We start from the raw sequence: 12,918 nt of genomic DNA on the forward strand, positions 1-12,918 counted from the left end.
GCTGCCATCACAGTCGTGGTGATTGCATTCGGTCCATCACCACCTGAATGAAGCCGCGACCTCGTAGCTGCGCGGCGCGCCCAGGATGATCTGATCGGTATAGCCGGGATCGCCCCATGCCGCGTAGAGCTTGTTCGTCAGGTTCTTCACGCGAAAGCTGATCCGGGTCCGGTCGACGCCCGGGAAGTAGGCTTTTGGGATATCGACGAACGCGAACGCGTCGAAGATCGTGTAGGCGTTCATCGTGACCAGATTGTCCTGGAAGTTGAAGCGGTCGCCGACGTGACGGACGAGGCCGCCGATCTCCACCGGCAGTTTCGTGTCGAAGCGGTAGGACGCCCCCGCATTGGCGACGAAGTTCGGAACGTTGGGCGGCGTCTTGCCCGAATAGGATTGGAAGTCGCCATTGCCGTCGACATAGTTGAAGTCGATGAAGCGCGACTGCACGAAGGCGACGTTGCCCCAGAGCTTCAGGCCGCCGACCGGGTTGACCGCCGCGGCGATCTCGACCCCCTTGGAGGCGATCTTGCCCGCGACGTTGAAGACGATGCCGCTTTCGGGGACGTAGACGTTCTTGCGCTCGATGTCGAAGGCCGAGAACGTGGCCTCCGCGCGCTTGTCGGCCGATTGCAGCTTCACGCCGGTCTCGTAGGTGCGCGACGTCGTCAGCAGCAGTGGCACCTGCGGTGCGAGGATGAAGATGTTGGCGACCGTCGGGTCCGCCGCCGTCGCGTACTGGCTGTACAGCATGACGCCCGGGGTGACCTCCCAGGTATAGCCGACCCGGCCGGTGACCGGGTTGAACGTCTTCGAGAACGGATAGCCGCGGTCGGTGCGCAACACGCCGTCCGGCGAGAAGCGCGTGCGCGACAGCTCGATGTCCTCGAAGCGGATGCCGCCGATCAGTGCGAAGCTCGAGGTCAGCTTCAGCCGGTCCTCGAACGCGAGCGAGGCGGAGTTGAGGTGCGTGTAGATCTTCTCGTCGCTGCGTGGCCCGTAAAGCCCGCGGTCCGGATTGATCAGGTCGACCGTGTCCGAGAAGAACAGGGTGTCCTGCGAGACGTTGAACTGCGAGCTGCTGGCCATGACGGTGGCGACGAAACGGTTGTCCATCCCACTGAAGTTGGAATTGACGGTGAGGTCGGTGATGTTGCCGTAGAGCCGCTGCGCGTGATCCAGCGCCAGCCGCTCGCGATAGACGTTGTTCGGCCCGGAATCGTCAAACGAGTTGATCTCGTTGTTGAACCAGTGCCGGTGCGCATCATAGCCGTAGACCTGGCTCCGCAGCGAGACGTTGTTGGTGATGTCCCACTGGAAGCCGCTGCGCAGCCAGAGCTCGCTGGCGCCGCTGTGATTGTCGAGCACGTTGTAGGTGGTGGTGAGCGTGCGCGCGTCCACGGTGACGGGGTTGAGCGTCCCGGTGTGGCCGTTGAGATAGTAGTTGGTCCACTGGCCCGAGACGATGCCCGATGTCGGCACGATGCCCGGCGCGTTGGCGGGCACCAGCGGCGTGCCCCAGTAGAAGCGGTCCTTGTCCTGCCTGTATTCGGCCGCGCCCCAGATCTTCAAGCTCTCGTTGACGCGGTAGTTCAGCTGTCCCGAGACGTTGCTGAGCTTCGCATAGGTGTCGTCGATGAAGCTCTTGTCGTTGGAATGGCTGATGTCGAAGCGGTAGTCGAGGCCGTTGACGAGCGTGCTGCCGCCCGATCCGTATCCGGCGCGATAGCCGTTGAAGGAGTCGTAGGACGCGAACGCGTCGTTGACGACAGGCCCGGTGTGCGGCGCCTTGGTCACGTAGTTGACGGCGCCGCCGGTCGCGCCAAGGCCGGCGATCAGCGAGTCAGGCCCCTTGATGATCTCCACCTGCTGCAGATTGGCGGTGTCCATGGGGCGGCCGGTCATGGTCGACGGCCCGATCGAAATGCCGTTGTAGAGGGTGGAAATCTGGTCGCCGGAAAAGCCGCGCATCGAGAAGATGGCGGGTGCGCCGGGCGCATCGCCGCCGGTCACGCCGACCGCCGCCTTGGCCGCGTCAGTGGTGGTCCTGATGCCGAGGAGCCGCATGGTCTGCTGGTCGATGACCTCGACGGTCGCCGGCGTTTCCCGTGCCGTGATCCCGAGCCGGGAGCCGACCTCGGTGACGGCGGCCGTGTTGAGCGGCGTCTGCACCTGATCGCTCGGAGACTGGGTTGCCGGAACGGCGACGGCTGAGGCGGCGCGATTGCGCCCCGTGGCCCGGCGCGCGGTCCGCGACCTCTGATTGCCGGGGCTGACAGCAGGAGCCGGCCTGGGTGTGGCCGGAGAGACGGTCACCGGGTCGATCTCGCGGGAGGCGTTATCGCGGGCCGCGGCCTGCGCCACCGCGACGGAGGACAGCGATGTCGAGAGCAGCAAGGCGAGCACGGCAGGCATGGCCTGCGAGACGCTGATCCGGACACGCCAATACCCCGGCGCAATGCCGGCATCGAAATGAAGATTTTGCACAACAACGCTCTGCGGCGACGCAAACAGACCGTCACCGCGGTTGCCTTAGTCATCTGCCTTCGCCCCAGGCGGCAGATGCACCGGCTACTTCAAGACATCGGGGCACCCCGCCCAATGCGTTCGCGCGTGACTCATGGCTGGCAGCAGGTTTCCTGGCTCGCGGGTCATCGCCTTCGACCGCCTTCCCAGAGGCCCAAGCGGGGCTCCAGTGGTTCGTTTGGTCGTCGGCTATCCGCCTACAGTTGCGGGGGCAGCCGCGGAATTGCCCACCGATGTGGACGCACCGCATTCCCTTAAGTAGCCCTTGCGGACACTACCGATCACGAAACTGGCATCCGGCGATGAGCCCGTCAACATCCGCCGGGCCTCTTCGGCTGGCTGGTGCTGCGATGGCGGCATTGTGTTGCTGTTTTGCCCGAGCTGTCGCCTGGTCGCAGCTCCAGCGCCCGGCCACTTCCGGTCTACGCGGGTGAGCCGCGGCTGTCAGGAAGGCGCCTGTGCGCCGCAACCGGTCTACCTCCGCTTGTCCGCGGCCCCGAACTCGCCTTCGACAGCCTTCATTTGAATGATGACGAGACAGTTGAACGCGACCACTCTTCGTCAAAAGGTCTGAATGAGGTCGGGAGAGATGAGCACTTGTCCGGCATGTGGCAATGCATCAACTGCCAAATTATTCGAAGTGACCGCAGATCAGGCCTCTCGATCCTTCGTCAATCCGCGCCAGTATCCGGATCGCTTTCGAAAATTAACACACCACCTGTCGGTTCTCTGGGGGCGCGACACCTGCGATATCCGCAAATGCGCAGATTGCGGATTCGGTTTTGCAGATCCCTTCGTCGCGGGGGGCGCGGAGTTTTATAACCTGGCCGCGCCGCACCCTTCCTATCCAGCCATGAAATGGGAGTATGCAAGGACAATCGAAGAGCTGAACGGCCTCGGCACCGCCGGAAAAACTGCGATCGATGTGGGGGCGGGGTTCGGGTATTTTCTCGATCACATCAAGGACAGATTCTTTCACGCGTCCGATATTTACGCGGTCGACTACAACGAAACGGCGCAACAGGCATTGCGATCGAAAGGCTACAAGACCTTTTCGGTCGACTTTCGAGAGGAGGGCTTCGCCCCCATGAAGGAGGCCTTCGACGTCATCTTCATGTTTCAGGTGTTCGAGCACATGGACCGGGTAGATGACGTCTTCGCTCGATTGAAATACCTCCTCAAGGCGAAAGGCTCTGTCTTCATCGCCGTGCCGAACGAAATCCGAACGAACTACATGGAGTGCCATGGGTCGCTCATAGACATGCCGCCGAACCACATTGGTCGCTGGACGAAGGAAGCGTTTGATGCCGTATGTCGGCGACATGGCCTGCAATTGACCATCTGCGAGCGGGAACCATTCAACCTCCTGAAGTTCCTCAAGGAGGACATCGTAGACAGCTTTTTGCGAAGGGCCGAGAAGCCGGGCAGCGTCTGCGAGTTCGTGCGCGGCCTGCCGCGGGGCAGGGCGCAGCGGATCGGGCAAGCTGTGCTCGCGCTTGCGCTTTCACCAACACGTTGGCCGGCATGGGCCTACGCGCTCAGGCACTCATCGACGCTGGGGAGCGCGCTCTGGGTGATGATCGACAAAGGCCTGTGACGCTAGCGCGCTGGCGTGCGAACGAGACTGTCGACGATGCCGGAGCCCTCGGCGACGAGGTCCTGACCGCTCATCCAGATATCGCGGCCCGAGATTTTCCTGCGCATGCTGGCAAGCCAGACGGCGTTGACGCCGCGAATGCCGATATCGTTACGGAATAACTCGTCGGTGGCTTGGGTCTCGATGATCTTGACGGTCTGCGAGAGGAGGGTTTTCTCGGCATCGCCGAGCTCCTTTCGCTTCATGTTTTCCTCTGCGCTGCTGGTCAGGCTGGCCTGGTGAAACATGAAGTAGGAGTCGGGATCGGCCATGCGCGTCGTGCCGGCGAGAAAAATCGGAACGCACATCGAAGCGCAGACACCGGCTTTCTGGACGAGCGTATCGATCGCGCGATCACGCGCACGGATCGCGGCGACGACCTTGCGCCCATGCTGGATCGAGCCGCCCGGCGAGTTCAGGATGAGGACGAGCCGGCGCCGATCGTCCTTGTAACGATCGAGGGCAGCGGCGATACGTTCGCTCATCGGCTCCTGCACGGGCCCGCTCCAGCCGAGCACGATGCGGTCCTGCTCTTCGCTGATGGACAAGGTCTGTCGCGAGGCCACGTCTCCGGAGCCGGAGGACGGCTGGAAAAAGATCCAATAGAGCAAGGCGCAGCAGGCGCCACCGAGAATGATGAACCGCGACACGGCCTACCTGCTCAATCCTGACATGGCGTGACCTGCGGAGTGCCGCGAATAAATCCCGGGATGCTCTTGGCGGACATCACGGACTGAACGAATTGGCCGCTCTCCAGAACAGGAACATCCCGAGCATGGTGAACAGGGCCAGTATTCCCGCCGAGAAGATGAACGACAGCGTACGGTTCCGGAGCTTCGTTTCCGCCGCGTAGAAGATCGAGACCGCGTTGCGGTCGATCGTCGAGCGCACCGGAGCGAGAGCCTCTCCGCCGCCGCTCGCAAAAAACATCAGGAAACGATGGGTGCTGGGCGGATCATCGGGCCTTGCGACCGATTTGATCTTGGCGCTGCAGAACGTGACCACGAAGTTCGTTCGCTCGCACTTCCCCTCCGTGGCGCGCAAATCATACGCCGGTTGCCACGTTCCGGCCAGGCGATGGTCGCGCAGGATGTCCGGACCATAGCTCGCGACAAGTCCGTAGAGCATGGCGCCGCAGGCAACGAGCATGATGAGCCAGCGAAACGGGTGGCCGGTCGCCTCGGCCGTCTCGGTGGCGACCTGGCCATGTGCGACGGCGATGTCGGTGTTGAAAGCCGGTGCAGCGGCAGCAAATCCGGATTGACGCTTGCCGAACGACATTGGGATCACTCCTGACAAGTCGCCGGCAACCTAAGGGCGATCCCCGTAAGATTTGGCTAAGACGCATCGGCGAATTCTCGTGATTCAGACATCGTTAAGCACGAGGCGGCGCGAGCCCGGTCGCGACGCGCGGATATGCCGGCGACATGAAAAAACCCGCGGCGGATTGCTCCGCGCGGGTGTGACTAGGGCGTCGCCTGGCGGAGCAGACCTACTGTCGGGCCGCTCTGCTGGCTCCCGGGATTTGTCCGCCGAACTTTGACGAGCCGGTTCCGCTGACGCTGGTCGGACCGCCCGCCGTCCCGTTCGGGTCGGAGCGGGCCGCCGTTCGGCCGGGGCCATGCATCATGTTCATCGAGTTGGACCAGCCGTGATGGTGATGGCGTTTGACGCTGTGCGCCGAGGCAGAACCGGTCGAGCAGGCCAGCAGAAGCGCTAAAGCAAGGGTTGATGTTTTCATCTGCGTTTCCTCCAGTTGAAGAAACTGCGGAGACGAGCGACTGTTCCAACCGCTTGGCAGCGTCGCTTCCCGACAGAATCTGCAACGTCGGTTGTCCACACCCACGACACGCAGTATCGAATTGCAGATCCGACCTACTAGCGATCGATAATTTGCCAACGCGGTCGCGCGTCGCTTTCATGTCGTGCATGGGGACGAAATCACGAGAGGTCATCTGGGGCGGCCGGATCATGGGCGCGGAGATTTCCGCCAGGCATGCCCGCGAGGAGGCGAAGAAGGCCGTCCGTGAGGCCGATCGGGCCGAAGCCGAAGCTTGGTCGGTCCGCATGGAAGGGTACGGCGGTCCCTCGCAGCCGTCTCCGACCATCGCGCAATGTCTCAACGGCGGCATGGGCTGGCTCGAGGTCGAGTGCAACAGGTGCAAGTCGCGTGCGAGCCTGCCGCTCGATGCGATCCGCCGTCCGCGCGATACGCCAATCTGGAAGCTCGAAGCGTCGCTCAAGTGCCGGTCATGCCGCAAGGGACGTTCCGCACCGCCTGTTCACATGATCAAGCTGACCGCGACGCGAAGCATCACGCCGTACAAATGGGTGCATCCGACCGAGGAGAGATAGCCTCACTACACCCTCTCGCTCGCCTCCACCGGCGTCGAAGGCAAAGACCTTCGAGCCGACGGCTTTGACCGTGATGATCGTGCTGGGTTCGGCTGGTCCCCTGGCCGGGGCAGATTGCCTCAGCCGGGGATGCCGCAGGGTGTTCCCTGAGTTCCTAGCTGCTGAAAGCGGTGTCCTTCGCTTGCACAAGGCGATGTTTCACGGTCCGTGCAATCGCCGCCGGGGCTTCGTCAGGGATCGCGAAGCAGGAGCTGGCGTTGATCTCGCACAAGACGTACGTGTCGGCACCGGCCGCGTCTTTCGGGCCGTAGAGAAAGTCCGCGTCCCAGATGACAGGGAGCGACGGTTCGCCGATGCTCAGCAGCTCCGTCATGCCCGGCGTCCATTCGTCCTCCATCGACCTTCGGAGCGTCTGAAATTGCGGCGCATCGGGTCCGTGCATGATCCGCGGGCCCGGCTGCGCTTCGGCGGAGTCCGGGCCTTCGGGCGGCGGTGGGATCAGGGCCTTGATCCGTTGGTGCCCGAAGCCTGCGACCTTGGCGCCGCTCATGTAACAGCGGATCATTCCGTCGGGCAGGCGGGGTTGAAAAATCTGGTCGATGAGACAGCCGCCCCAGCCGAAATACGGCTCGCATCGCGCGATGAACGTTTCGAGCGGCACGTCCTCGGGCATGCTGCCGCGTTGCGCATGGAGCACCCGGACAACGGCCTCCCTGTTTGGCAGCGCCTCGACCTTCCAGACGCCCTGGCCGCCGTTGCCGCGATTTTGCTTCAGCACGCGCGGACCGTTCGTCCGAAGGCGCGCCGGAAATTCGGCGCGGAACGCGGCGGCGCTGTCATAGCGATGGGTATCTGCGCCCCAGCCGAGATGCCGCGTTCGGTACAGCACCTCCTTGACGCCCATCTTCAGGATGACGTCGGGATGCGCGCTCACCCATGGTCCCTGTGCCGCAACATCGCGAAGCAGGGGATCGAGTTCGGCGCGCGTCTTGCCCTGATGGATCGGATCGACCCAGACGAGCACGCCATCGACCGCGAGCAATTGATCGCGGACGACGTCGGCGAAGGTTTCGTCGTAGATGACCGGCCGGGCGTCGATGCCGATAGCGGCGAGGGCCTCGAAGACGCGGACGAAACGGCTGTTCTGCGCCGTTGCGTCCGCCCGTGCAGCGGCATCCCCGCGCGAGAGGATGGCGATTGTTTTCGGAGGAGAGGAGATGTCCATGCGCAAGCTCCATAAATGGCGTGCTGCGCAGATCTTGGACCGAAGTCTCACGGGGAGTCTGCTTCGTCCCCATGCGGACAATCTACGTGAGATGGCGTTCAGATTTCAAGCCGTCGTTGTCGCAGTTCCATCCGGAGTGTGAACTGTTCGTGACGTGACCTCGCGCGGGCACCGGTTGACAGCCGGGCCCTCCCGGTTTCTATTGAGCGCGACGGGGACTTGCGATCTCCCCGCGAGGCGACATGCCGAAGAATCGCGTCCTGCCTTTCACCAGGGACGCAGCATGTCATCCGCCATCTCGATCTCATTCCACTCTTGGTATCGGTCAAGCACGGCGCGCCGCTGCGTGGCGGCGCGCGCGTCGTTGCGGGCACGGACCTGCGATCGATTCGCGGAACACTTCACCTGGGGCAGGGATACCACCAGGAGAATGATCATGCGAACACGGACAATCCTTCACACCCTTCTGCTTCTGGCGGTCACGGGGGGCGTGCCGACGGCACGCGCGCTGACTCAAGACGAGCTGATCACCAGGATTCAAGCCGCCGGTTACTCGCAAGTCGGCGAGATCAAGTCGACGGCCGAAGGCACGACCGCCAGGGCGATGAAGAACGGCAAGGAAGTGCGGCTCGTGATCGATAGCAGCGGACAGATCAAGGAACGAAACTGAGGCACGACATGAAGATGATGGCTTTCGCCTGCGCGATGGTCTTGTCGCCCGGTATCGCGACGTACGCCGCGGGCTCGAATGATTGTCTCAAGACTCAGGAGTGAAATCATGAGAAGCACGCTCTTCGCGCTCGCCGGTCTCGGCGCCTGCCTCCTCGGCCTCGTCCCGACGGTTCAAGCGCAGAACGTCGACTGGCAGAAGGTCGATGAGACACTGGGCCGCAAGCCCGCCGTTTCAGACGATGTGCACAGGTACGGCTTTCCCCGTAGCGACCTCTCCGTGACTCTCGACGGAGTGACGATCAAGCCGGCGCTGGCGCTCGGCGGCTGGGTCGCGTTCAAGCCGGGGCATGGCGGTGCCATGGTCATGGGCGATCTTGTGCTGCTCGAAACCGAGATCAATCCGGTGATGGCGAAAATGATCGCGAGCGGCCTCGAGATCACCGCCATCCACAATCACCTTCTACGCGCGAGCCCGGCGACGTTCTACATGCACGTCGCCGGACACGGGGACCCTGTCAAGCTGGCCTCGGCAATCCACGACGCACTTGCCGAAAGCAAGACCCCGTTGACCGCCGCGGCGCCGTCGAGCCCGCCGCCTGTCGTGGATCTCGACACTGCAAAACTCGACCAGATCATCGGCGTGAGGGGACAAGCCAATGGCGGCGTCTACCAATTCAACGTGAAGCGACGCGACCCGATCACGCAAGACGACGTGCTGCTGACCCCCGTCGGTCCGATGGGCGTTGCGATCGGCATCAACTTCCAGCCGACGGGCGGAGGAAAGGCGGCCATCACAGGCGACTTCGTGCTGACCGGCGAGGAGGTGAATCCGGTGATTCTCGCGCTCCGGACGCACGGTATCGAAGTGACCGCGCTGCATAGCCACATGCTGAATGAGCAGCCGCGCCTGTTCTTCATGCACTTCTGGGCCAACGACGACGCCGTCAAGCTCGCCGAAGGCTTGCGGGCGGCCCTGGACAAGACCGCCAGCACAAAGAGTTGAACCAGGGAATGAAGGAGGGAGACGTCCGATGCCTTACGAAATCAAGCCGATGCCGTTCGATCCGAAGTCGATCAGCGGCATCTCTGAAAAGGTGCTGGTCAGCCACTACGAGAACAACTACGGCGGCGCGGTAAAGCGCGTCAATGCGATCACCGCTCAACTCGCGGAGCTCGACTTCGCCAAGGCGCCGAACTTCGTCATCAACGGCCTGAAGCGCGAGGAGCTGATCGCAGCGAATTCGATGATCCTGCACGAGATCTACTTCGATGGTCTTGGCGGCGCCGACAGGCCAAGCGGCGCTTTCGCCGATGCGATCGCGCGCGACTTCGGCAGCATCGAGCGCTGGAGGACGGAATTTTCGGCGATGGGCAAGGCGGAAGGCGGCGGCTCGGGTTGGGTGATCCTGTCCTATTCCCCTCGCGACAGGAAGCTCGTCAACCAATGGGCTGCCGATCATACGACGACGCTCGCCGGCGGCCGTCCGGTCCTGGTGCTCGACATGTACGAGCACGCCTATCACATGGACTTCGGCGCTGCGGCCGCGCGCTACGTGGACGTCTACATGGAGGCCATTCGCTGGGACAACGCTGCCGAACTGTACAATCGATACGCCGGTGAAATCTGAGGAGTGGCCATGGAAAGGCGTCCGACATGACAGCTGACCGGTTCGGGGATCAGGACAGCCGATGATCTGCACCGCCTTGGCGTTTCCGCTTCGACCGTCTGCATGGGCGAGGCTTGCTCTGGCGTCCGTCCTTGCTTTGTTAGTGGGAGGGAACACCATGACCCAGATTTCGAATTTCGACGACGCGCCTGCCGGAATGCCACCCGTAGGATGGATTCTCACCATGACGGGTCGGGGAGAGCCGAAATGGACCGTCGAGGCCGAGCCCTCGGCGCCAAGCAAGCCGAACGTCCTCAAGCAATCCGGACAGGCGACTTTTCCGCTGGCCATCAAGAGCGATACCGCCATCCGCGATGGCTTCGTCGAGGTGAAATTCAAGGCCGTTGCCGGGTCCGCGGACCGCGCCGCAGGAATCATCTGGCGCGCGAGCGATGCCGATAATTACTACGTCGTCCGCGCCAACGCGCTCGAGGACAACGTCGTGCTCTACAAGACGATCGGCGGCGTTCGAACGTCGCTGGACATCGTCGGCCGCAAGGGTGGTTATGGTATCAGCACGCCGGTGTCGTCCGGGCAATGGCACGCGCTGCGTTGCGATTTCGCGGGAAGCCGGTTCAAGGTGACCTATGACGGACAGCCGTTGTTCGAGGTGGAGGATGCCACCCTCACGAACGCCGGCATGATCGGTCTATGGACCAAGGCGGATAGCGTGACGATGTTCGACGATTTGGCATATGGTGGCATCAAATAGGCGTCTGTCCGCAGCTCTTCGTGACGCAACCCGGCGACGTCGCGGAATACTCAGGAGTGCGCGCAGGTTGACAGCTTGGCCCTCCGGGTTTCTAGTTCGGGCAGTGGGGATCCGCGACCTCCCCCTTAGATGGATGTCCATCCAAGCGCGCGCCACCTCGTTCGGGGGAGCGACGTCATGGATGGATTTGTTTTTGTTCTCTTTGCGCTTGCCGCGCTGGCCGGCGGCTTCGTCAGCGGCTTTTCCGGCTTCGCCATGGGCCTCGTGGTGTCGGGCGTATGGCTGCACATCATCACGCCGATGCAGACGGCGACCTTGATCGCCGGCTACGGACTGCTCACCCAAGGTTACGGCATTTTCAAGCTGCGGCATGTCCTCGATCTGCGAAGGGCATGGCCGCTCGCGCTTGGGACCATCATCGGCATACCGATCGGGGTCAGCATTCTCGCTTACCTCAACCCCGGTTATCTCCGGTTTGGTGTGGGTGTGCTGCTGGTGCTCTATGCAATCTATGGCCTGACGAAGCCCGTATTCGCTCCAATGAAGATTGGAATCGGAGCCGATATCGCCATTGGTGTCTCCAACGGTTTGCTTGGCGGCCTGACGGGGCTCGGCGGCGTCATCTCGACGATTTCCTGCCAATGGCGTGGTTGGCCTAAGGACGTGCAGCGCGCCGTGTTTCAGCCAGTGCTGTTCGTGGCGTTCGTCGTCATTTCGAGCTCTCAGGCCGTCGCCGGTACCATTACGAAGGAGACACTGACGCTCTATGCATTAGGCGTTCCCTTCATGGTCGCCGGCCTTTGGTCCGGCTTCAAACTTTTCGGCAAGATCAACGACGAGACCTTCCGCAAGACCGTGTTGGCGCTCTTGCTGGTCGCGGGCTTGTCGTTGGTGGCGTCGGTGCTGCAGCTCGCCCTCCGATAATCGCCTCAACATGAAAAAACCCGCAGCGGATTGCTCCGCGCGGGTTTGACGAAACGTTCGATGCTGCCATCCTCATACTGTAGATTTTACTTCGGATTTGACTTGGGATTTTGTTGAAGAAGGCCGCCGCTTTGACCCGACCGGTCAATTAGCGGAGCACCGCGCATCACCGGCGCCGCAACTTGCCTTCTGGCGCGGGCCTCGCAGCCTTGGCGCGGGACTTGGCGTAATCGGCCGACATCGCCAGCGCGGGGTCACGATCGCGAAGTTCCTCGGCCACGATCGATTGCAGCCAGCGGACCGCGGGTTCGTTGTCCATCCGGCGGTGCCAGTGCTGCCTCAATTCGATCAGAGGTATGGAGACCGGCGGCGGCAGGAGCTTCAAGCCCGCGTCCGCGTACCAGGCCCCGAGCGAGAACGGCACCGTGGAGATCATGTCGCTGGTCGCGACCAGTTGCGGCACGCTCATGAAATGCGGCAGGTGCAGGACGACGCGGCGCTGCAACTTGAGCTCCCGGACCCGCCTTTCGAAGATCTCCTGACTTCGCCCCTGCTGGTTGACGGCGATATGGTCCGCCGCGAGAAACTGCTCGAGCGAGAGGGTGTCACCGATCGTCGGATGGTCCTTGCGGACGATGCAGGTGAAGGGGTGATCGAACAGATCTTCGGTCACGATGTTCGGACCAACGAGGTCGGGAAAATACCCGATCGCGAGATCGATCTCGCCGCGTTCGAGCGCGTCCTCGAGCTGCTCATGGGATGTCGGTACGCATCGCAGGCTCGCGCGGGGAGCCATCGTGCGGATGCGTTGCAGGATAGGCGGGATGAAGATCAGAACGCCGATGTCCGACGTCGTAACGGTGAACACGCGGTCGCTTTCCTCCGGCACGAAGCGCGGTTTGCGCAGGATCTGCTGATCGACCGTCGCAAGCACGACCCGCACCGCCTCGGCGATGGATTCCGCGAACGGCGTAGGCCTCATGCCGCGTCCCGTCGACAGAAACAGCGGATCGCCAAAGAAATCCCGCAGCTTTCGCAAGCCGGCACTGGCCATCGGCTGGCTCATGCCGAGCTGGCGCGACACCGCCGACAGGTTCTGCGCGCGGAACAGCCCGTCAAGCAGGAGCAGCAGGTTCAGGTCGAGCCGTCTGATATCCATAATCCTGATAGCTTGTATTGAATAATACCGGATTTTCAATGACGG

13 protein-coding genes and 1 riboswitch are annotated in these 12,918 nt (G+C 62.6%); of the genes, 7 read left to right on the top strand and 6 right to left on the bottom strand.

The annotated features are described in order from the left end of the window. Positions 1-36: 36 nt before the first annotated feature. Positions 37-2,412: a TonB-dependent receptor domain-containing protein gene (locus NLM15_RS14295; RefSeq protein WP_256565695.1), complete on the bottom strand. Its 2,376-nt coding sequence runs from the start codon at positions 2,410-2,412 to the stop codon at positions 37-39. Positions 2,413-2,608: 196 nt separating this feature from the next. Then, positions 2,609-2,817: riboswitch (cobalamin riboswitch) on the bottom strand. Between the two features lie 295 nt (positions 2,818-3,112). On the opposite strand from NLM15_RS14295, the gene NLM15_RS14300 reads away from it, so the two are divergent. Further along, a complete protein-coding gene (locus NLM15_RS14300; protein ID WP_254117710.1) occupies positions 3,113-4,120 on the top strand; it encodes a bifunctional 2-polyprenyl-6-hydroxyphenol methylase/3-demethylubiquinol 3-O-methyltransferase UbiG in 1,008 nt (335 codons plus the stop codon). Between the two features lie 2 nt (positions 4,121-4,122). On the opposite strand, the gene NLM15_RS14305 is transcribed toward NLM15_RS14300, so the two are convergent. Then, the gene (locus NLM15_RS14305) at positions 4,123-4,809 is read right to left on the bottom strand and encodes an ATP-dependent Clp protease proteolytic subunit (RefSeq protein WP_254117711.1); all 687 of its coding nucleotides are present in this window, start codon (positions 4,807-4,809) and stop codon (positions 4,123-4,125) included. Between the two features lie 76 nt (positions 4,810-4,885). After that, a complete protein-coding gene (locus tag NLM15_RS14310; RefSeq protein WP_254117712.1) occupies positions 4,886-5,440 on the bottom strand; it encodes a hypothetical protein in 555 nt (184 codons plus the stop codon). A gap of 648 nt (positions 5,441-6,088) precedes the next feature. Between NLM15_RS14310 and NLM15_RS14315 the strand changes: the two genes are divergently transcribed. After that, positions 6,089-6,514, top strand: coding sequence for a hypothetical protein (locus tag NLM15_RS14315; RefSeq protein ID WP_254117713.1), 426 nt, complete (start codon positions 6,089-6,091; stop codon positions 6,512-6,514). A 154-nt stretch (positions 6,515-6,668) separates the two neighbouring features. Here NLM15_RS14315 and NLM15_RS14320 read toward each other — a convergent pair whose 3' ends face one another. Both NLM15_RS14320 and NLM15_RS14325 read right to left on the bottom strand, forming a co-directional pair. After that, positions 6,669-7,739 carry a Cj0069 family protein gene (locus tag NLM15_RS14320; protein ID WP_254117714.1) on the bottom strand — a complete coding sequence of 357 codons (1,071 nt, stop codon included), beginning with the start codon at positions 7,737-7,739 and terminating at the stop codon, positions 6,669-6,671. Positions 7,740-8,006: 267 nt separating this feature from the next. Beyond that, positions 8,007-8,177 (bottom strand): hypothetical protein, encoded by a 171-nt coding sequence (locus tag NLM15_RS14325; RefSeq protein WP_254117715.1) that lies wholly within the window; start codon positions 8,175-8,177, stop codon positions 8,007-8,009. Between NLM15_RS14325 and NLM15_RS14330 the strand changes: the two genes are divergently transcribed. From NLM15_RS14330 to NLM15_RS14350, 5 genes are all read left to right on the top strand, one after another. Next, on the top strand, positions 8,176-8,409 hold the full coding sequence (locus NLM15_RS14330) for a hypothetical protein (protein ID WP_254117716.1): 234 nt from the start codon (positions 8,176-8,178) through the stop codon (positions 8,407-8,409). The two genes, NLM15_RS14325 and NLM15_RS14330, sit on opposite strands and share 2 nt — an antisense overlap. Positions 8,410-8,517: 108 nt before the next feature. Next, positions 8,518-9,414 carry a DUF1259 domain-containing protein gene (locus NLM15_RS14335; protein WP_254117717.1) on the top strand — a complete coding sequence of 299 codons (897 nt, stop codon included), beginning with the start codon at positions 8,518-8,520 and terminating at the stop codon, positions 9,412-9,414. A 28-nt stretch (positions 9,415-9,442) separates the two neighbouring features. After that, positions 9,443-10,039 carry a superoxide dismutase gene (locus tag NLM15_RS14340; RefSeq protein ID WP_254117718.1) on the top strand — a complete coding sequence of 199 codons (597 nt, stop codon included), beginning with the start codon at positions 9,443-9,445 and terminating at the stop codon, positions 10,037-10,039. 61 nt (positions 10,040-10,100) lie between these two features. Beyond that, positions 10,101-10,790 (top strand): hypothetical protein, encoded by a 690-nt coding sequence (locus tag NLM15_RS14345; RefSeq protein WP_254117719.1) that lies wholly within the window; start codon positions 10,101-10,103, stop codon positions 10,788-10,790. A gap of 177 nt (positions 10,791-10,967) precedes the next feature. Beyond that, a complete protein-coding gene (locus NLM15_RS14350) occupies positions 10,968-11,714 on the top strand; it encodes a sulfite exporter TauE/SafE family protein (protein ID WP_254117720.1) in 747 nt (248 codons plus the stop codon). Positions 11,715-11,880: 166 nt separating this feature from the next. Here the strand turns inward: NLM15_RS14350 and NLM15_RS14355 are convergent, their stop codons facing one another. Next, on the bottom strand, positions 11,881-12,873 hold the full coding sequence (locus NLM15_RS14355) for a LysR family transcriptional regulator (RefSeq protein ID WP_254117721.1): 993 nt from the start codon (positions 12,871-12,873) through the stop codon (positions 11,881-11,883). Positions 12,874-12,918: the final 45 nt, after the last annotated feature.

This window comes from Bradyrhizobium sp. CCGB20, from assembly GCF_024199855.1.
Classification (GTDB): domain Bacteria; phylum Pseudomonadota; class Alphaproteobacteria; order Rhizobiales; family Xanthobacteraceae; genus Bradyrhizobium.

What these genes read in the sequence shown, in the direction of transcription:
- NLM15_RS14310 (WP_254117712.1), bottom strand. Translation starts at nt 5,440, where the DNA reads ATGTCGTTCGGCAAGCGTCAATCCGGATTTGCTGCCGCTGCACCGGCT.
- NLM15_RS14330 (WP_254117716.1), top strand. Translation starts at nt 8,176, where the DNA reads ATGCGAACACGGACAATCCTTCACACCCTTCTGCTTCTGGCGGTCACG.
- NLM15_RS14325 (WP_254117715.1), bottom strand. Translation starts at nt 8,177, where the DNA reads ATGATCATTCTCCTGGTGGTATCCCTGCCCCAGGTGAAGTGTTCCGCG.
- NLM15_RS14320 (WP_254117714.1), bottom strand. Translation starts at nt 7,739, where the DNA reads ATGGACATCTCCTCTCCTCCGAAAACAATCGCCATCCTCTCGCGCGGG.
- NLM15_RS14355 (WP_254117721.1), bottom strand. Translation starts at nt 12,873, where the DNA reads ATGGATATCAGACGGCTCGACCTGAACCTGCTGCTCCTGCTTGACGGG.
- NLM15_RS14345 (WP_254117719.1), top strand. Translation starts at nt 10,101, where the DNA reads ATGATCTGCACCGCCTTGGCGTTTCCGCTTCGACCGTCTGCATGGGCG.
- NLM15_RS14335 (WP_254117717.1), top strand. Translation starts at nt 8,518, where the DNA reads ATGAGAAGCACGCTCTTCGCGCTCGCCGGTCTCGGCGCCTGCCTCCTC.
- NLM15_RS14340 (WP_254117718.1), top strand. Translation starts at nt 9,443, where the DNA reads ATGCCTTACGAAATCAAGCCGATGCCGTTCGATCCGAAGTCGATCAGC.
- NLM15_RS14300 (WP_254117710.1), top strand. Translation starts at nt 3,113, where the DNA reads ATGAGCACTTGTCCGGCATGTGGCAATGCATCAACTGCCAAATTATTC.
- NLM15_RS14350 (WP_254117720.1), top strand. Translation starts at nt 10,968, where the DNA reads ATGGATGGATTTGTTTTTGTTCTCTTTGCGCTTGCCGCGCTGGCCGGC.
- NLM15_RS14315 (WP_254117713.1), top strand. Translation starts at nt 6,089, where the DNA reads ATGGGGACGAAATCACGAGAGGTCATCTGGGGCGGCCGGATCATGGGC.
- NLM15_RS14295 (WP_256565695.1), bottom strand. Translation starts at nt 2,412, where the DNA reads ATGCCTGCCGTGCTCGCCTTGCTGCTCTCGACATCGCTGTCCTCCGTC.